Annotated in this window: 12 protein-coding genes; 4 read left to right on the forward strand and 8 right to left on the reverse strand. The window is 50.5% G+C overall.

Annotated elements, in window-relative coordinates; all coding sequences use genetic code 11:
- Window positions 1-111: 111 nt before the first annotated feature.
- Window positions 112-1,392 (forward strand): citrate synthase, encoded by a 1,281-nt coding sequence (locus C4F51_RS12000; protein WP_193910102.1) that lies wholly within the window; start codon window positions 112-114, stop codon window positions 1,390-1,392.
- Between the two features lie 249 nt (window positions 1,393-1,641).
- Window positions 1,642-5,715, forward strand: coding sequence for a hypothetical protein (locus tag C4F51_RS12005; protein ID WP_193910104.1), 4,074 nt, complete (start codon window positions 1,642-1,644; stop codon window positions 5,713-5,715).
- A 104-nt stretch (window positions 5,716-5,819) separates the two neighbouring features.
- On the opposite strand, the gene C4F51_RS12010 is transcribed toward C4F51_RS12005, so the two are convergent.
- Genes C4F51_RS12010 through C4F51_RS12020 form a run of 3 tightly spaced genes read right to left on the reverse strand, consistent with a single transcriptional unit; the run spans window position 5,820 to window position 7,989 of the window.
- Window positions 5,820-6,992: a glutathionylspermidine synthase family protein gene (locus C4F51_RS12010; protein WP_193910106.1), complete on the reverse strand. Its 1,173-nt coding sequence runs from the start codon at window positions 6,990-6,992 to the stop codon at window positions 5,820-5,822.
- Window positions 6,993-7,565 (reverse strand): DUF1190 domain-containing protein, encoded by a 573-nt coding sequence (locus C4F51_RS12015; protein WP_193910108.1) that lies wholly within the window; start codon window positions 7,563-7,565, stop codon window positions 6,993-6,995.
- 10 nt (window positions 7,566-7,575) lie between these two features.
- The gene (locus C4F51_RS12020) at window positions 7,576-7,989 is read right to left on the reverse strand and encodes a DUF350 domain-containing protein (RefSeq protein WP_193910110.1); all 414 of its coding nucleotides are present in this window, start codon (window positions 7,987-7,989) and stop codon (window positions 7,576-7,578) included.
- Between the two features lie 187 nt (window positions 7,990-8,176).
- Here C4F51_RS12020 and C4F51_RS12025 point away from each other — a divergent pair, with 187 nt between their 5' ends.
- Together C4F51_RS12025 and C4F51_RS12030 are read left to right on the forward strand one after the other, a co-directional pair.
- A complete protein-coding gene (locus C4F51_RS12025) occupies window positions 8,177-9,394 on the forward strand; it encodes a putative DNA modification/repair radical SAM protein (protein WP_193912562.1) in 1,218 nt (405 codons plus the stop codon).
- Window positions 9,394-10,245, forward strand: a complete 852-nt coding sequence (locus C4F51_RS12030) for a TIGR03915 family putative DNA repair protein (RefSeq protein WP_193912560.1) — start codon at window positions 9,394-9,396, stop codon at window positions 10,243-10,245. The genes C4F51_RS12025 and C4F51_RS12030 overlap by 1 nt, the downstream gene beginning before the upstream one ends.
- Window positions 10,246-10,365: 120 nt before the next feature.
- Here C4F51_RS12030 and C4F51_RS12035 read toward each other — a convergent pair whose 3' ends face one another.
- The 5 genes from C4F51_RS12035 to C4F51_RS12055 form a co-directional block, all read right to left on the reverse strand.
- The gene (locus C4F51_RS12035; RefSeq protein WP_407926921.1) at window positions 10,366-11,865 is read right to left on the reverse strand and encodes a tryptophan halogenase family protein; all 1,500 of its coding nucleotides are present in this window, start codon (window positions 11,863-11,865) and stop codon (window positions 10,366-10,368) included.
- Window positions 11,866-12,130: 265 nt separating this feature from the next.
- Window positions 12,131-13,630, reverse strand: a complete 1,500-nt coding sequence (locus C4F51_RS12040; RefSeq protein ID WP_193910114.1) for a tryptophan halogenase family protein — start codon at window positions 13,628-13,630, stop codon at window positions 12,131-12,133.
- 115 nt (window positions 13,631-13,745) lie between these two features.
- A complete protein-coding gene (locus C4F51_RS12045) occupies window positions 13,746-14,471 on the reverse strand; it encodes a SapC family protein (protein WP_193910116.1) in 726 nt (241 codons plus the stop codon).
- A 12-nt stretch (window positions 14,472-14,483) separates the two neighbouring features.
- Window positions 14,484-16,022 carry a tryptophan halogenase family protein gene (locus C4F51_RS12050; protein WP_193910118.1) on the reverse strand — a complete coding sequence of 513 codons (1,539 nt, stop codon included), beginning with the start codon at window positions 16,020-16,022 and terminating at the stop codon, window positions 14,484-14,486.
- A 98-nt stretch (window positions 16,023-16,120) separates the two neighbouring features.
- Entirely contained in the window at window positions 16,121-19,144 is a 3,024-nt protein-coding gene (locus C4F51_RS12055) for a TonB-dependent receptor (RefSeq protein ID WP_193910120.1), read from the reverse strand.
- Window positions 19,145-19,511: the final 367 nt, after the last annotated feature.

Here is a 19,511-nt window from a genome sequence, read left to right on the forward strand (position 1 = left end):
CCACAATTTGACAATCATGATTCACGCTATATAGTTGTGCCCCGTTTACCCATTGTGTCCTGGCCATTCTGCCAAGTACGTAAGCCCTTTTTGTAACTACAGGAGTCAGTAATGACTGACAGAAAAGCACACTTAAAGGTTGACGGTTTAGATACCAGCATTGAACTTCCTATCTATGCCAGCTCTACCGGTCCTGACGTTATCGACGTTACCAGCATCACCAAAAACGGCTACTTCACCTTCGACCCCGGCTTCATGTCCACTGCCTCTTGTGAATCAAAAATCACATTTATTGATGGCGACGAAGGCATTCTGTTACACCGCGGCTACCCCATCGAACAACTCGCAGTAAATTCCACTTTCCTTGAAACCTGTTACCTGCTGCTGAACGGCGAACTGCCCAACGAAGCGCAAAAACAGGAATTTATCACCGCTGTTCGCAACAACTCCGCCGTCGACCCCTCCATTGCCAACCTGATCAGAACCTTCAAAAACGATGCCCACCCGATGGCCGTACTGTGCAGCGCCACAGCCGCCCTCGCAGCCGTTTATAACGATCAGATTGACATCACCAAAGCGGAAGATCGCAAGCTGACTGCTTATCGCCTGATTGGCCAGATTCCGACACTGGCAGCGATGGTTTACAAGCACCTGAAAGGTGAAGAATTTATTGCCCCGGATAGCAGCCTCGACTACGCCGAGAACTATCTGCACATGACTTTTGGCAAAGCCGGTCAGGCCGCCAAAGTCAGCCAGGTTCTGGCAAAAGCCATGGACCGCATTTTTATTCTGCACGCAGACCATGAGCAAAATGCTTCTACATCTACTGTGCGCTTGTCCGGTTCTTCAGGCACCAACCCGTTTGCAGCCATCGCTGCCGGCATTTCCACCCTGTGGGGTCCGGCTCATGGCGGCGCTAACGAAGCGGTACTCAACATGCTGACCGAGATCGGCACCGTTGAAAATATCGACAAGTTTGTTGCCAAAGCCAAAGACAAAAACGATGCGTTCCGCCTGATGGGCTTCGGTCACCGCGTTTACAAAAACTTTGACCCACGCGCCAAAGTGATGAAGCAAACCTGTGACGAAGTACTGGCCGAACTGGGTCTGGAAGGCGAACCACTGCTGGCTATCGCCAAACGCCTGGAGCAAATTGCTCTGGAAGATGATTACTTCATCTCCAAAAAGCTCTACCCGAACGTTGACTTCTACTCCGGCATTATCATGAAAGCGATTGGTATTCCGGCAGAAATGTTCACCGTTATCTTTGCTACCGGCCGTGCTGTTGGCTGGTACTCTCACTGGGACGAGATGGTTAGCACTTCGTATAAAATTGGCCGTCCGCGTCAACTTTATACCGGCTACACCGAGCGTAACTACCCGACAAAATAATCCGGCTACCGGGTTATTGCGACGTAAAAAGGGCTGCATTGGCAGCCCTTTTTTATTCATTCGCTTTCCCGGCTGACGTCTGCCACCCGCTATTATCCCCCCCACCGTCTCCGGCGTTAAATCACACATCCGAAGCGCGATTGGCGCCACAGCATTTCCGCCCCGGCGGCGCTATAATTTTCCTGTTTAATTGCCTGTGACATTTCTTTTTTGTAATCCCGATAGAATCACAACAACATGGAGTTGGGTATGTTCCGCTTTGTACTGTATCTGGTTGCTTCCATCCTGATGTCGGCATCGGCTCTGGCCGCTCCCGCTGACAATACTCCCCCGCCATTACAACCCTGGACCAGCTGGGTATTGGAAAAGCACCCCGACATTCAATGTCCTTTTTTATACAACAGCGGCCAGCGCCACTGCCTTTACCCGAGCGCTTTGCGCCTTGAAGCCAACGCCACCGGCGCCACCTTTACTTATGAGGTGGAGTTGTATCGCGCGGGTTGGGTGCAGTTACCCGGCAACGATGATTTCTGGCCAACCCAGGTGCGCAACCAGACCCAACCAGTCAGTGTGCGCCGCCAGGAGCAACAACCGCAGGCATGGCTTGACGCCGGCAAACACCAGCTGAGTGGCAGCTTTCAGTGGAGCGCCCTGCCGCGCTCAATCACCATTCCTGCCGCCTCCGGTATTTTACAGGTGCGTGTCGAGGGGCAAACCATCCTGTCACCGGAAGTTGATCGTGAGCAGCAGTTGTGGCTAAGCGAATCGCAGCAGGAGCCTTCCGCCACGGTCACAGATAATCTGGACATCCGGGTTTTCCGTCTGCTGGATGACGATATTCCGCTCACCGCAACCACCCGACTGGAGTTAAATGTGAGTGGCCGCGAACGGGAAGTTCTTCTCGGGCCTTTGTTGTTATCAGGTTTCGCACCGCAGCGGCTGGACACCAGCCTGCCAGCAAAGCTGGAAGACGATGGCAGCCTGCGCATTCAGGTAAAACCGGGGCGTCACATTGTAACGCTGATTGCGCATCAGTTGTCCGCCACACCCACCCTGACGTTTACACCCACTAATGAATCCTGGCCCGCTCAGGAAGTCTGGGTTTTTGCAGCGCACCGCGATTTGCGCACGGTACAACTTCAAGGCGCATCATCTATTGACCCGTCGCAAACCGGCTTGCCAACAGAATGGCAACAACTGCCTGCCTATCTTGTTACTGCAGAAACACGCATTACGCTGGAAGAATTACAGCGTGGCAGCATGGCTGCCAGTGCCAACCAGCTCAGCCTGCAAAAAGATTTATGGCTGGATTTCAGTGGTAAAGGATTTACCGTGAGAGACATTATTCGCGGAAATTTTTCCGGCACATCACGCCTCGATAGCCTCGCGCCCTATCAACCCGGCAGCGCCGTGCTGAACGGTGAACCGCAAGTCATTACGCATTTAAACGGGGTTGAAAACTCCAACGGCGGCATTGAAATTCGGGAGCGCAACCCGGAGTTAATCGCACTCAGTCGACTGGAAACCACCGGTGAATTTCCGGTAAGCGGCTGGCAACAGGATTTCAGTCGCATTGATGCTCGCCTGCACTTATCGCCCGGCTGGTCGCTGATTAATGCCAGCGGCGTCAGCCAGATTTCCGGTAGCTGGGTTTCAAAATGGTCACTGTGGGATATTTTTCTGGTGTTGATTATCACCGTTACTTTGGCGCGTCTCACATCACCCTGGATTGGCGCACTGGCGCTGGCAACGCTGCTGCTGGTTTACCATCGCGTTAACGCCCCGGTTTTTATCTGGCTCAATATCGCCGCCGCGCTGGCATTATTGCCCCTCGTCACCGGTCAATTCAGAAAATTCTTACACGGCTACAACCTGTTCAGCTTTGCTCTGCTGGCCTTAATTTGTTTACCTTTCGCCGTTAACGAAGCCCGTCAGTTTTTTTATCCGCAACTCGACATGCCCTACCGAAATATTTCCCAACCGGATTACGCCCATGAGCCACCACCGGTGGCCGCAAGTGCTTACGATGAACCCGTGGCCGTAGCAGAAAGCGCCATGATGATGACACGCAGCCTGGCGTCCCCGGCGCCCATGAAAGAAAGCAGCAATAAAATACCTTTGTCACAACAATATGACCCGGCACAGCAAACTCAAACCGGCCCTGGCTTGCCCCAGTGGCAATGGCAAGTGGTCAATCTTTCCTGGAGCGGCCCGGTTATTAGCAGCGATACGACGCGGCTGTATCTGGTATCGCCACTGCTCAATCGCTTTGGTCATTTGCTCAGCGCATTATTGCCGCTGTTGTTAGGCGGCATTTTGCTCAAGCGCTCGATGCCCGCAGCGATTGCATTGGCATCGCGATTAAAACTGCACCGCGTCGCTACGGCCCTGGCTCCGGTGCTGCTAGGCGGCCTGCTGGTGCTGCAACCGGAACCCGCCACGGCAAATACGGTGATCATTGATAAGGAATTATTAAGCGAACTGGAAAGCAGGCTCACGAAATCACCGACTTGCCTGCCGGATTGCGCGAGCATTGAATCCGGCACCTTGCAGATCACCAACAATCAACTGAATTTACGTCTGACAGTCCATGCTGCGGATGTCATCGCCTTTCCTTTGCCCTCGCAAGCCGGACAATGGCGGCCTGACCGCGTCAGTATCAATGGCCAGCCTGCAGCATTAACTTACAGCGATAACCAACAATTACTGACGGTTTTAACCGCTGGCACACAGGTTATCGACCTGCAGGTTTCGCTGGAAAAACGCGATGAAATCACCCTGCAATTTCCGCTGCCGGCTCATAACCTGCAATACGACATTGAGGGCTGGCAAATTGCCGGCAATCGTTCGCGCAGCACTACCGCCAGCAGCTTGCAACTCACGCGCGATATAGCGCCGTCCGATTCTGCCACCACCGAAGAGCGCCTCACACCCGGACGCATTGCACCCTTTGTACAAGTCACCCGCACCCTCAATCTCGGGTTGGAATGGACAGTCATTACCCATGTACAACGGGTTGCACCGGCACAGGGTGTTATTAATCTTGAAATTCCTTTACTGGCTGGCGAATCACCGGTATCCGGTGAAGCAACAGCCGATGGAAAAATGGCTGTGCGCCTGGGTGCCGAGGCACAAACAGCACGCTGGGAATCGGTGCTGAAAATTACCGATCAAATACAATTGCAGGCACCCACCTCTGTGCCCTGGACGGAAGTATGGCAATTGCAAAGTTCGCCGATCTGGCACACCGGTAATCAGGGCATTCCGTCTCTGCAACAAAATGGCGCGCAACTGACAACCTTTTGGAAACCATGGCCGGGCGAAGCCGTTACCATCAATATTGAACGCCCGTCCGCCATTGCCGGTAACCACCTGACGATCAATAGCGTTAACCTCACCCATAAACCCGGTCAGCGCGCGACCAACAGTGAACTGCACATTGCTATTAAAGCGAATCAGGCCGGCCAATATACATTCACCTTGCCCGAAGGCGCGCGCCTGGAATCCTTGCGCATTGATCAGCGCGAACAACCACTTAACCAGACATCCGGAACTTTAAAAATTCCGTTGCGTCCCGGTGAGCAAACGCTGCAATTAAATTGGCAAAGCAACGAAGGTTTCGCCATCAAAACCACTACGCCTGCGGTTGACCTAGGCACTGCCGGCCACAATCAGGCGATTAACATTGAAGTACCCGCAGACCGCTGGGTGTTACTAACCGGTGGACCCGCCATCGGCCCGGCCATTTTAATATGGGGAATTATTGCGGTTATTTTATTGATCGCGGTTGCACTGGGACGGAGCCGACTGACACCGTTAAAAACCTGGGAGTGGGTTTTGCTGGGGCTGGGAATCGCCACTATTAATTTGTATGCGATGGCGTTTGTGGCGGTATGGATGATTTTGCTGAATCAGCGCGGCAAATTGGAAAATTTGCCAACCGCACATAATTTCAAATGGATTCAGTTTGGCTTGTTTGCCTTGTCGGTTATTACATTGGGCTTTTTGCTCGCCAGTATTCCGCTCGGGCTGCTGTCGAATCCGGAAATGTATATCACTGGCAACGGTTCAACCAGTTGGTATTTGCAGTGGTATCAGGATAAAACTGAAAACCTGCTCTCCCAAGCCTGGGTTATTTCTCTGCCGATGGGTTATTACCGCCTGGCGATGCTGCTGTGGTCACTTTGGCTGGCGTTTGCTTTGATTCGCTGGTGCAAGTGGGGCTGGCAACAATTGGGGCATCAGGCACTTTGGTATATTCCGGGCTCGGAAAAAAGTGTTGCCAAAGAAGACCTCGACGAAAAACCTGAACAAACACGCTGAATAAAAAAAGCCGTTAGCAGAGATTGCTAACGGCTTTTCGATCTTCCAACTTTTCTACAACAACAGGCAAATACCAGACTGTCGTTTTGCCCTCAGCGCTATTATCAATCGAGAATAATGTGCGGTAAAAAACGCGATGTGTCTTTGGTAATCAGCGAGCTGTCTTCGCGCAAACAAATACCTGCTGCGCTATCGCCCACCACCCAACTCCCTATCAGGGTGTAAGTATCCTGCTGGCGACGGTTGTCGCGAAATTTTGGTAGGGGTGCCAGCGCCTGACGAATAAAACCACCATCATCGTAGGGCCCGTTTTCAACAACCCGCTGCCCGGCGTCGGTCAGCAGTTCGATGTTGGCACCTTCGCGAGAGAGCAAGGGTTTGCGCACCCAGCCCGCCTGCAATGGCTGCGAAGCCGAATCTTCGAAAAATGCCGGCAACAAATTGGGATGATCCGGGTATTTTTCCCACAACATCGGCAAGATGCCCTTGTTGGACAAAATCATCTTCCATGAAGGTTCCAGCCACAAGGTGCTGGACGTTTTAATAACCTTGCCGAACTCCTCCTGCACCAGAAATTCCCAAGGGTAGAGTTTGAACAAACCCTGAATGTAATAGCCTTCTTCGTCTACCAGCTGGCCGTCTGCCTGTCCGATATTTTCGATGGCGATGTAACGTCCATCAATACCGGCCTGGGTAGCAATATCCATCAGGTAATCGACCGTGCCTTTATCTTCAACACTATTGGCAACACTGGAAAAATAAAAGGGTTGCGGCAATGACAAGCGGCCAAACGCTTCTTCCAGTTTGTCCTGCAAGGAGTTGAATTGATCGGCATGCCCGGGCAGCAAACCGCGCTGCATTTGCTCTTCAAGCCATACCCACTGAAAAAAACCGGTTTCGAATAATGAGGTTGGCGTGTCGTAATTCAATTCCAGCAGTTTGGCCGGGCCTTTGCCATCGTAGGAAAGATCCATGCGGCCATACAAATGGGGTTCGCCGTTTTGCCAGGAATTGTAAATATGATTCCAGAAAGGCTCGGGGATGCCCAATTGCTGCAATTTTTGCGCATTACCGGCAATATCCTCAACCAATGACATCGCCATTTGATGCAGTTCTTCAGTCGGCCCTTCCAGGTCATCTTCAACCTGCTGAAGGCTGAATTGATAGTAAGCGCTTTCGTCCCAGTAAGGCTCACCATCAAAAGTATGAAACTGGAAGCCGGTTTCTTCTGCCCGGGCACGCCAATCGGGGCGTTCTTCTATATCAATACGCTGCATTTAACCACCGACTGTTTGACGGGAGGCCGCCTGAGCACCGAAACCACCACGCTGTGCAATGGCGGATGCACGTGGCTGCACCTGTGAAGGACGCACTGCTGCCGGGCCGGTTTGACGGGCCACCGGGGTATTGGTCGCGGTACGGAAAGTACTGCGATCATCGGCAGATTTGTACAAAGGCTGGGATTGCACACCATTACGTGCGGTATTCGCAGCGGCCCCCGGTGCAGCGCCCTGACGGTTCAGCATTTGCCCGGCCAGGTAGCCCATCATCAACGGCATAAAGAAAGAGCCGCTGGCGTGTTGTTCCGGGGCGGTTTCGCATTGTCCCGCGCCGAAATCTACCTCACACTCAGCTTTGTTGGCGTACTTGGGAGCGACTTGCGGGTGCAGTGCCTGGGCGGCTTTAAAGTCAGCCAGACATTGGTCAGCGGCGGCAACAGTGGCAAAAGAAGAACACTCTTCGGCACTGGTAAACACCACTGCCTGGGAAGCTTCTTCGCCGCAACCTGCCAGCATGAACGGCAGGGCCGGAGCCATTAAAATCAATGCTGCTTTTCTACTACGCTTCATGATCAACTCCTCAATAAGTCATACAGGCGGCATTCAACATGCCGACGGTGATCGCAACCGCTGCGGCAAAGGTGCCGGCAGCCATCTCGCCTTGTTCGATCCGTTGCGGTAACTGCTTTAACAGTACGCGCAATACCAGAAAAGTTAACACCTGCACTACCAGCGCTACCGCTCCCCAAATCGCACAATCCAGCAGCGACAGCGAGTTGGTAATGGCGCTGGACAAGGGCAGTGAAAATCCGATCAGGGCGCCACCAAAAGCCACTGCCGCAGAGCCATTGTTAGCCCGGATCAGCGCCAGCTCATCATGGGGTGTTACCCGGGTATATAGAAAGGTAAACGCCAGCAAAAGCACGACCGCAACCGCGAAATAACCCAGAAAGGCCGGCAATCCGGCGAGTGATGATACGGTTGATTCCAACATGATAGTGCCTCCGTCAGTAAGGATAAGTAGATGGCGATCCTGAGGAAAAAACGACAGAAATACAAGTGGTTAACCGCTATTTACTAGCAGAAGCGAAGGCTTTGACTGTTTATTTCAAGCATTGTCTCACTTGAGGGGCAACAAATAAGCTGATACTGTATATAAATACAGTATTGAGTAAAATGTGATGGAATTGATCGCAAAGCTGGCCATTCTGGCCGATGCTGCCAAATATGATGCGTCTTGCGCCAGCAGCGGAGCACCCAAGCGAAGCTCAAAAGGCAAAGAAGGGCTGGGCTCGACCAATGGCATGGGCATTTGTCACAGCTTTACCCCCGACGGTCGCTGCGTATCGCTGCTGAAAATTCTGCTAACCAATTTTTGTTTGTATGACTGCCAATACTGCGTCAATCGTCGCTCCAGCGATGTACCCAGAGCCCGTTTTACCGCCGAAGAAGTGGTCAAATTAACGCTGGATTTTTACCGCCGCAATTGTGTTAGTGGCCTGTTTTTAAGTTCCGGCATCATCCAGTCGGTGGATTACACCATGGAGCAATTGGTGCTGGTGGCGCAGCTCTTGCGGGAAAAGTATGCCTTCCGGGGATACATCCACCTGAAAACCATTCCTGCGGCGGACCCGGCGTTGATTCAACAGGCGGGGCTTTACGCAGACCGCCTCAGCGTCAATATCGAGCTGCCCACCAACGAGAGCCTGATTCGCCTTGCACCGGAAAAAAACATCCCGTCAATCAGTGACGCCATGGCTGTGATTCATCGGGGCCAACAAGCCGTGCTGGGAGAAAGAAGAGCACCGCTATTTACCCCGGCAGGCCAAAGCACGCAGATGATCATCGGTGCCGACACGGCCAACGATCAGACGATCCTGCAACGTGCCGAAGGCTTGTACCAAAACTTCAAACTGCGCCGGGTTTACTACTCGGCATTTAGCCCCATTCCGGCCAGCCCGACCGGGTTGCCGCTGGCGCCTCCGCCGCTGTTGCGGGAACACCGCCTGTACCAGGCCGATTTTTTAATTCGAGGCTACGGTTTCAGCAGCAGTGAATTACTCGCCAAACCCGGTAATTTACCGCTGGATATAGACCCGAAACTGGCATGGGCGCTGAGCAATCGGGACCGTTTTCCGGTGGATCTGGATCGCGCCGATATCACCTTGATTGCTCGCGTTCCCGGCATCGGCTTACGCACCGCCGAGCGCTTGATTTCACTAAGGCGCGAGCGCCGCATTCGCTACCAGGATCTTATTCGCCTTCGCTGTGTTTTATCCAAAGCCAAACCTTTTATTATTACCAGTGATTACCACCCGCAACAGGCAGAAATTCGCAGCTCGCACTTACGCCAGCAATTGGCGGACAAATTACCGCCGGAACAAATGGGGCTGTGGTAATGATCAATCTCGACTGCGAAAATAATTTCTCCTTATGGAGAACCCAGGCACGGCTTCTGCTCAGCCATAACAGGCCGCCATCGCACGTTAACTGGGATGACTCCGCCTCCCTGTCGCTATTGGATAGCACTGAAACGATACCCACAACGCCGGGCGACAACGCGGTGCGCGTGCCCGCGGAATTGATTCTTTTGCTGGAACGGGCCTGCTGTTATCGGGGTGAGCAACGCTGGAATTTTCTTTACCGCATTTTGTGGCGCGTTAGCCAGGGCGATCGGACGGCCATGTTAGCGGGCGATATTGACGGCAGTGAGCTGCACAAGCGCATTAAACAAGTCCGCCGGGAGGCGCATCATCTTCATGCATTTCTGCGTTTTAATGAAATATCTGATCAAGGGGAAGAAAAACTGGCATACGCCGCATGGCATGAACCGGCGCACGATATTTTGCAACGTGCCAGCAGCCATTTTATTGACCGGATGGGGAAATGCAGCTGGTTAATTGCTACACCGGATGACGGCGTTTTTTATGACGGACAAACCTTGCACTATCAACGCCCCTGCCCGGCCGAATGGCAACATCTCGCAAGAAATGCCACCGACAATAAAAGTGATCTCTGGCTAACCTATTACCAGCATATTTTTAACCCGGCCCGTGTGAATGAAAAAATCACTCAACAACATATGCCGGTGCGGTTTTGGAAAAATTTACCGGAAGGTCCCTCTATTGCAAGATTGATTCAACAAGCAAAGCACGGAAAACAACGCGATGGACAAGCCGCAAGTATTAAATTAATACCCGGAAAACGTATTCCCCGAGCGCCTTTTAATCCGCAAGCACAACAGCAATGACGATAGTTCGACCCTGTCTTTTGTAGATAATAATAGTTTGCAAAAACTGACGAGCAGGCATAAAAAAAGCCGCGTTAGCGGCTCAGGTTGTTAACAAAGTGCCACTCTGTCCGTTTGTCATTAGACGGGAAGAGGCGGTGAATTTTCGAACGCACAATAGCGTTTAATAAATTGTTCATGCGGAGGCAGCGTGGATACGCTTTTCGCTACATGATTTTTAAAGCCATTTAAATACTCAATAATTTCCTTATCGGGCATATTGTCTACAATCGGCTGATAGATTTTGGGGATAACCCCCTGACCGATCATTACCTGACTCCAGCCATTGTGGCGAAACAATTCATCCCCGCCCACGTAAATCATGCCACTCTCACGAAACATTTCAATGCGGTGCTGCAGGGTATCCGGAACGGGCATGGTACGAACATAATTCCAGAAGGGAGTGTCGTCACGGCGGGTTGCGTGATAGTGCAGGATGATAAAGTCGCGAATACCCTCCGCCTCTTCTTTGGACTGACGATTAAACTCTTTGACCACAACCGGTTGAATGCCTCGCAAAGGAAACAATCTCAGCAGACGAATAACCGCTGATGTCACCATATGAATACTGGTTGACTCAAGTGGCTCAAGAAAGCCCGAAGCCAATCCCATTGCGATACAGTTCTTATTCCATATCAATTTACGCCGCCCGGTGACAAACTCAATCAATCTGGGCTCGCCACGTAATGGCCCGGACAGATTCTCACGCAAAGTCATATCAGCCCATTCGCGGTCCGCGAATTGACTGGCGTATACCAATCCATTTCCCACACGATTTTGCAGAGGAATTTGCCATTGCCAACCGGAGCCGTGGGCGGTAGCTTTGGTGTAAGGAACCGCCGGCCCTGATCTCCCGGTTTGAACCGCAAGTGCTGAATCACAGGGAAGCCAATGCTGCCAATTTTCGTAGCCGGTTTTTAAAGCGCCTTCGCTTAATAGCGCCCTGAATCCGGAGCAATCTATAAACAGATCGCCGTTAATGGTTTCGCCCCGAGCCAACCGCACCCCGAGAATGTCCCCGGTATTTGGATCCAGCTCAACGTGCTCAACCTTGCCTTCATGGCGAACCACACCCAGCGCTTCACTGAAGTTTCTCAGATAAAGAGCGTATAAACCGGCATCAAGATGAAAGGCATAGTTCAACGCCGGATTCTCTGTGATCGCAAAGACTCCCCGCTTTGCAGCAACACTCTCCAGGCAAAAATCACCGAAGGATACATTCAGACCAAGTTCGCGCCCCCGGCGCCAGAAGTGCTGAAATTCTCCCGCCCAGAAAACACGCCCTACCTGCCCGAAGGCATGCATGTAATCTTCGCCAATTTCGCCCCAGTTTTTAAAATTAATCCCGAGCTTGAAGGTTGCATGGGTTGCCTTCAACACTTCCGCTTCCGGAATTTCAAGCAGTTTGTGATACGCCGTCATAGTGGGAATGGTTGCCTCACCCACACCCACGGTAGGAATATCATCCGATTCAATCAAGGTAACCCGCACCCGTCCCTGATACATTTTCCCGACGCCCGCCGCGACCAGCCAGCCAGCGGTTCCACCTCCAACAATGACAACGTGTTTAACAGGTTGCATCGGCATTACCTCATGAGATTATTTTATTTTTACATTACAGCACGGACAAACAAGGGGCCTGCCTTTGCCGGAATGAACCCTGCTTTCAAAATTACCCTTGCCCTTCGCCCTTAATTAAAAGCCGGATTAACAGAGCTTTACTCCGGTCACACCATCATGCCAAAGCACTACGAGTAAATTTTGATGTATATTTAACTGTATCGAAAAATACCTGGAGCAAATTAAAAAAACCGATATTACTTATGCAATATCGGTTTTTTTTTAATCAAACCATCGCTGCTTCTGTTTTCTTCGAGACACAGTATCTCGCGAGAAACTCGTCATGCGTGGGTAACATAGAGGTATTTTTAGCCACATGCTCCTGAAAACCTTTCAAGTATTCAAGCAGCTCACTGTCACTCATATTATCAACCACCGGCTGATAGAGTTTGGGCTCAAAGCCCTGCCCCAACAATACCTGGGTCCAACCGTTGTGGCGGAACAACTCTTCTCCCACCAGAAAAACCATACCGCTTTCACGGAACATTTCAAAGCGATGACGCAAAGTATCCGGAACCGACATGGTTCGTACATAATCCCAGAAAGGTGTGTCGTTACGGCGGGTAGCATGATAATGCAGCGCAATAAAATCACGAATGCTCTCCGCTTCTTCACGTGTTTGCCGGTTGTATTCATCCACCAAAATCGGCTGAATACCATTTAATGGAAACAAGCGGAGCAAACGAATAACCGCCGAAGTGATCATGTGAATACTAGTGGATTCAAGCGGCTCAAGAAAACCTGATGCCAAACCGATAGCAATACAATTTTTGTTCCAGGCAAGCTTTCTTCTGCCGGTCTTGAATTGCAATAAGCGCGGTTCATCAATCATTGGCGTTTTAAGGTGCTGACGTAACGTCATATCAGCCCAATCACGATCGGCAAATTTACTGGAAAACACCAACCCTGCACCAACACGGTTTTGCAAGGGAATTTCCCAGATCCAACCGGAACCATAGGCAGTGGCCTGCGTGTAAGGTACGGTGGGTCCGGCTTTTTCCACCTGCACAGCCAAAGCCGAGTCACAAGGCAACCATTCCTGCCAATTTTCATAACCCGTTTTGAGCGCGCCCTCGCTGAGGATGGCACGGAATCCGGAGCAATCAATAAACAAATCGCCACTAATCACTTCGCCCCTGGCTAATCGCACACTGGCAATCTCACCACTTTCCGGATGCAAATCAACATGCTCAACCGTTCCTTCATGACGCACCACACCCAGACCTTCAGCAAATTTCCGCATATATTGCGCGTACAAGCCGGCATCAATGTGGAAGGCATAATTAAGAACCGGGTTGTCTGTCACAGCAAAGCGTCCGGCTCTGGCGGCTACGTTTTCCAGGCAAAAATCACCAAAGGGAATATCCATCCCCAGATTGCGGCCACGCTTCCAGAAATGCTGAAATTCACCGCCCCAGAAAATACGCCCCACTTGCCCAAATGCGTGGACATACTCTTCACCGATATGTCCCCAATTTCTGAATTTAATGCCCAACTTGAAGGTGGCGTCGGCTGCGCTCATCACTTCCGGCTCAGGAATATCCAGCAACTTGTGAAAGGCAATCATGGTAGGGATAGTGGCCTCACCTACACCGACGGTACGAATCGCATCGGATTCAACCAGCGTGATGTTGACTCGCCCGTGATACATTTTCCCGACGCCCGCCGCGACCAACCAGCCAGCGGTTCCACCTCCAACAATTACAACGTGTTTAATAGGTTGCATCGGTATTTTCTCCTGAAATTATTTTATTTTTACAGCTACAAGGTCGAATGGTAATAAAATTGCCAGTGCAGATTCCCTGGCGACAACATCCCTGTTTGTAAAATCACCTTACACTTTATCGACCCTGACGAAGACGGGAATTTTTAACGTTAACCAGATGTTGCATATTACTCATTGAACCATTAATCAAATATGCATAGCGCAATAAGCCTGAACGATGCAGCTGCCCTACTTGCTCATCCGACAAGGTCAGCAGCTTTTCTTTATCAATAGTGGCATAACGGGATGTCTGAAATTTTGTGGAATTCTCAAATTCCATCTCCAAAGAAAACGGGGCGATCAAATCCAGCGCGATGAATGCTTTTAACATGCGCTCGGTTTCAGCAACACCTTCATGAACTACCGTCAGGATGCTGGTAACACGGCTTAAAAAGGGCGCATTGCCGCCATATTCCAGAAACACCGCTTCACCGCTGCCATCTTTGCTGATTCTGGGACTATTCAAATCCACATGAACCACCGGCTCGGGTTGTTGCCCCTGGCGCTCCTGAAAACCAATTAAAAATGGCTCCCGCTCGATGACAGCAGGAATATAAGGCGCATTCCAGATATCGTTTTCGAGAAATAAATTTTCATTATTTTCAAAACCGAATAAAGCGATTAATAACCAGGAGCCATCGTCCTGCTTTTGAAAAACCACCGGGTAATGTTTTTGCAGTTCATTCAATTCGGTGGGATATACCACACAACCACTGACAGCATCGCCGACATCAGCGCCACGGCGGGTAAGAATTTTAAGATCTTTGTGCTTAACGTTATTGAGCAATTGATACTGGCTCATTGATACGATTCCTTATGCCATCTCGGGCTGGCGGATAAAAGTATTAAAGTAACTGCGATTGTCCGGCAAATGCGCCAGATAGTGGGCACGTTTTTGTTCGTTGGCTGCAATGTCTGCCAGCAGCTGTGCTGCCCCATCGGTTTTTTTACCCACGCTGTTTTGCAGGTGCTGCGGTCGCATGCCCAATAAAACATACAAATAGCTGGCGGGCGGAAACAGCTCCATGTAATGACCAAAATCGTTCAGTACAGGATCGCGGTATTTCCACTCTTCCAGTAATCCGCTGAGCCGATCAGATAACGGAATATCTTCTGTAACTGCTTTCCAGTAAGCCGTGTCACGGCGCTCGCTCAGGTGATAATGCAACTGGAGGAAATCGCGAATTCTTGACCATCGCTCGGTAAAGAGTGCGTTGTAACGTGCAGCAATGCCTTCAAATGCAGAGGTCGGTGCGGGTAAATGCTCACACAAGTAAGAAGCCGTCAGCTCAACCATTACCAGCGCCGACGCCTCCAGAGGTTCGATAAAACCCGAGGCCATGCCCACCGCCACGCAATTATTCACCCACGGACGGGCCCGATAACCCGGATTAATCATCAGTTTGCGAGCGGTGCTTACATCCACCGCCGGATTAATGTTGCGCGCATAAGCAGCCAGGGTATCCAGCGCCGCCTGGTCGTCGGTAAATGCACTGGCATAAACGTAGCCGGTGCCACGGCGATGTTGCAAACCAATATCCCAAATCCAGCCGGCACCCTGCGCGGTAGACAGAGTTGCACTTTCAATAGGTGAGGCCGCATTCGTATAAGCTACGGGGAGTGCCAGCGCACTGTCATTGGGAGAAACATCTTTTAAGGAAATAAACGGACTTTCAATACAGCCGCCAATCAGCTTGTTATGAGTGCCGCTGGCATCAATAAAAAAATCGCCTTCAATACGGCGATCATCATTGAGCAATAGAGCAGAAATCCAGCCTTTTTCATCCAGTTCGGCAGATGAGAAATGGCCAATGCAATGCGTCACCCCCAGACGATCAACAGCATGGCGCTTCAGCAAATCAGCAAAGCGGCCGGCATCGAGGTGGTAACCGTAATTGAATACGCCGGCATAGTCAGGCGTTTGAGGTTGCTTGGGCGATTTGCCCGCATCAATCATGGCACTTTGCAAGCAAGCCCAATGACTGAAATCAATAGCAGAATTTTGTTTGGAAAACGCTTTACCCAGCGCATGTCGGCCCATGCCAACAGGCATTGTGAAAGGATGATCATAGGCTTCACCCTGACCTTTACACCAATTCACAAACCGCGAACCTTGTTTGAAAGCCGCGTGGCAAACTTGTAAAAACTCTTTTTCAGGAATGCCAATTTTTTCGAGCGTAGAACGCATGCTGGGCCAGGTGCCCTCGCCTACGCCAATAGTAGGAACATCTGACGACTCAATCAGGGTAATTGCCACTGGTTGGCCATCAACAGACAGACCTTCTGCAGCGAGCCTTGCCGCTACAATCCAACCTGCAGTACCACCTCCGAGAATAACAACCCGTTTCTGCATGGGATAACCCCTTATTATTGTAATGCATCAGAAAAGTTACTAAAAACAAAGCCGCTAAACAGCAGCGGCTTTGTTTCCAGAATGGTACAACGCTTTACTTAGAAAGTATAACGCAGGCCCAACTGATAACGCGCACCCAGATCTTCCAGAGACAACAACTGTGCTTTTGAACGACCGTGTGTACGGTAGTTTTCGCCAGTCACGTTGATGCCTTCAGCAGTCAGAGTCAGATTCTCGTTGATCTCGTAACCGATGGATACGTCGATTTGTGAGTAATCTTCAACGTATTGTGGCTCATTACCACCGCCAGCAGTACGGCTCAACAGGAAGCTGTCACGCCAGTTGTAGGCAACACGAATCTGCCATGCGTCCTTGTCATAAAAACCAACCACGTTGGCGGTATCAGACAAGCCAGTCATGGCAAATTGTCCACCGGTAGCCAGGTTGTCGAAAGCAACATCCGAATCTACCATGGTGTAGTTAGCCTGCACACCAAAACCACTTTCACCGAACCAGTGTTGAGCAGCCAATTCAAAACCGTCGATAACAGATTTTTCATCATTAATCGGACGGCTAACGTCCCATGTAATCAAAGGATCGTTTTCGGTGGCTCTCACCCATATACCGTTATCAGCAATGTACTGACGAAGTGCTGGATCTGCCTGATATGCAGCAAGTACATAATCATTCAAACCCTGCTCATCACTTGGTGCAATACCTGAAGCGATACCTTGCTGGGCAATTTGCCCCAGACGAACATCTCTCAAACCATAAACGTTTTCTTCGAATACTTTGGAACCAATAAATCCATTAATATCCTTCCGGAAGTAACCAACGGAAACGTAACTGTCTTCGTTGTAATACCACTCGGTAGATATATCAAAGTTTTTGGATTCCATTGGCTTCAAGCCTGGAGATCCGCCGTTTGCGGTGCGCTCGTATGGGCTATTGATGGCCACATTAGGACGCAAATCAGCATAACCCGGGCGACCTATGGTTTCGCTGAAAGATAAACGCACTTTAAGGTTTTCGAGCGGGCTGATATCGAAGTCTATGTTAGGCAACAGATAATCATAAGAACCACTCTCGCTCAGATTGGTCTTGTCACCGGTTTTCGGGATAGCGGTCATATCGTTACCGCCGTACCACCAGATCAGACCTGGCTCATTAACCGCGGAGCTGGTAGTTACGTCAGTTTCTTCATAACGCAAACCTACTACGATGTTGGAATCCAGTCCGGCGATGTCGAAGTTGGAGTTGAATTGCAAGAAAGCAGATTTACTCTTTTCTTCAACAATACGGTTGGTTGTGTAAATACCATTCCATTGAATTTTGCCATTCACGAAATCGTAGAAATCGGAAGGATGCTTGCCGGAAGCATTAATAGCTTCAGCAGTTTCAACCATTTTATCCAGATTGGCATCTACGCCAACAAACCAGAGCGGATCGTTGGTAGTAGCACCGAAGTCCGGGAAATCCTTACCGAAGTCGCGGCTTTCGAAATAGTGGTCCGGGAACAGAGCCGGATCAACACCATCCCAGTTGCCCACGCCGGAACGGCTGTCACCAGACGCTCTTGCGAAGTTAACATCTTCACGCTGTTCAATACCGAATTTCAAACCGGCATTTTCGAAGAAGCCTTTACCATTGAACTGGAAGTCACCAACCAGTTGCAACTGCTCAATTTCGGTACGGGTGTGAGAACGCGGGCTGTTACTCATCGCACCGCTCACGTCACCACCGTCTACGATACCGTTACAGTTACCGTTGGTGTAAACATCACGCGGTGGACGATCACGCTCCAGACAGTCATTGACGGTTACGCTCATCAACGGCATTTTACGAGACCAGTCAGTAAATTGACCGGTTACGATGTTAGCGTTAAGACCCATTTCCAACACCTGGCTGTAGTTGTTAGCACTGGAGGTGTGGTAATCAAGACCCAGGTTCAATTGATCATTAACTTCAAACGCCAAGTTAACCCCGAAAGAGTTATTTTGGGTAAGAGAGTTCAAACGACCAGCTGCAAAGGAAACGTCCTTGGTGCCGTCGTAAGTTTCACGGTACAGAACAGGAGTACGTACGGCGCCGTTGTCAAAGGTCAGTTCGGAAATTGCACCGGTGTTAAACCAGGTAGATTGCTGGGCACGTTCTGATTGACGATCAAGCTCGGAGAAGGTGTAGTCCAAAGTAGCAGTCAAACGTTCGATAGGCTTGAACTGAACCACTGCCTGGGCGTTGCTACGCTCACGACGGTTGTCCTGAACCTCGTAACGCAAATCCGATGGCAATGCGTACAGCTGACCATCAGCCGGTGCATTGTTAATAACTGCGTCCGGATTACCATTCGCGTCACGGTGGAAACGTGTCAGCGCTTCGCTATCCCATGCATTCAGGTTATTCCAGTTGTTCACGAAGTTGTTGGCATTGGAGCTGTCACGACGCTGGAAAGAGCCGGACAAAGCAACACCAAAGGTGTCATCGTCGTTAACCCAGGAGAACAAGCCTGAAACTTCCGGGGTGATTTTGTCACTTACTGCAGAACGAGCAGTGCTGTCCTGGATAGCTTTGGCTGCAACGGTTGCACGGCTGCCCGCTTCCAGCGGACGCAGCGTTTTGATGTTGATCGTTGCACCCAGACCACCGGTAGCCACATCCGCGCGACCGGTTTTGTATACATCTACACCAAATACTGACTCGGAAGCCAGGTTGGCGAAGTCGTAAGCACGGGTAGCAGAGTCGCCCGTGTCGCCGTTGGCTACCGCAGGCATTACACGACCATTCAAGGTAACCATGTTCAGCTCGGCGCCAATACCACGAGCTGTTACACGAGAACCTTCACCGTCTGAACGGTTAATAGAAAGACCAGTGATACGCTGCAGAGATTCTGCAAGGTTGGAGTCTGGCATTTTACCGATGTCTTCAGAAGAAATCGCATCAACCACACCCACAGCATTACGTTTGGTGTCCATAGACTGAATAACAGAACTACGGATACCGGTAACAACAACCTCTTCTACCGCGCCGCTCTGAGCCATTACTGGCGCATGGAAGCCGGCTACTACAGAGGAAGCAATGGCCGTAGCCAGTAACTTTCTCTTAAGGTTTTTAGTTTTATACATGAAGCTCTCCTTTATTATCATCGGGAATTATTCCGGTAAAGCTCACCCGAAAGCGCCTGTTTTCATTGAACAAGCGCCCACGTGCGTTCACCTTGCGCGCAAGGTAAATTGGTATCTCACATAAATGTATTGTTATAAGGCTTGATCAACATGACTCCAGTACCTTTTTTTTATCTGGATAATGTCTTGCATGGAACAACAACTGGAACGGGATTGAGAGGTCTTTCCCTGAAAACACAAACTCTATTCGCTGAGCATTTAAACTTATTGATGACAAAAGTTACTCTGAGCTGACAGCGCTGTCAATTACCATTCCCTGTATTTTTATCGTAAATCTGCTTTTCAACACTCAACAGTTATAGCAGAT

The sequence above is a fragment of the Cellvibrio polysaccharolyticus genome, from assembly GCF_015182315.1.
Classification (GTDB): Bacteria; Pseudomonadota; Gammaproteobacteria; order Pseudomonadales; family Cellvibrionaceae; genus Cellvibrio; species Cellvibrio polysaccharolyticus.

Coding starts and splice junctions, on each gene's coding strand:
- C4F51_RS12020 (WP_193910110.1), bottom strand. CDS start 7,989: ATGTTGGAATCAACCGTATCATCACTCGCCGGATTGCCGGCCTTTCTG.
- C4F51_RS12005 (WP_193910104.1), top strand. CDS start 1,642: ATGTTCCGCTTTGTACTGTATCTGGTTGCTTCCATCCTGATGTCGGCA.
- C4F51_RS12025 (WP_193912562.1), top strand. CDS start 8,177: ATGGAATTGATCGCAAAGCTGGCCATTCTGGCCGATGCTGCCAAATAT.
- C4F51_RS12010 (WP_193910106.1), bottom strand. CDS start 6,992: ATGCAGCGTATTGATATAGAAGAACGCCCCGATTGGCGTGCCCGGGCA.
- C4F51_RS12015 (WP_193910108.1), bottom strand. CDS start 7,565: ATGAAGCGTAGTAGAAAAGCAGCATTGATTTTAATGGCTCCGGCCCTG.
- C4F51_RS12035 (WP_407926921.1), bottom strand. CDS start 11,865: ATGCAACCTGTTAAACACGTTGTCATTGTTGGAGGTGGAACCGCTGGC.
- C4F51_RS12045 (WP_193910116.1), bottom strand. CDS start 14,471: ATGAGCCAGTATCAATTGCTCAATAACGTTAAGCACAAAGATCTTAAA.
- C4F51_RS12040 (WP_193910114.1), bottom strand. CDS start 13,630: ATGCAACCTATTAAACACGTTGTAATTGTTGGAGGTGGAACCGCTGGC.
- C4F51_RS12030 (WP_193912560.1), top strand. CDS start 9,394: ATGATCAATCTCGACTGCGAAAATAATTTCTCCTTATGGAGAACCCAG.
- C4F51_RS12000 (WP_193910102.1), top strand. CDS start 112: ATGACTGACAGAAAAGCACACTTAAAGGTTGACGGTTTAGATACCAGC.
- C4F51_RS12050 (WP_193910118.1), bottom strand. CDS start 16,022: ATGCAGAAACGGGTTGTTATTCTCGGAGGTGGTACTGCAGGTTGGATT.
- C4F51_RS12055 (WP_193910120.1), bottom strand. CDS start 19,144: ATGTATAAAACTAAAAACCTTAAGAGAAAGTTACTGGCTACGGCCATT.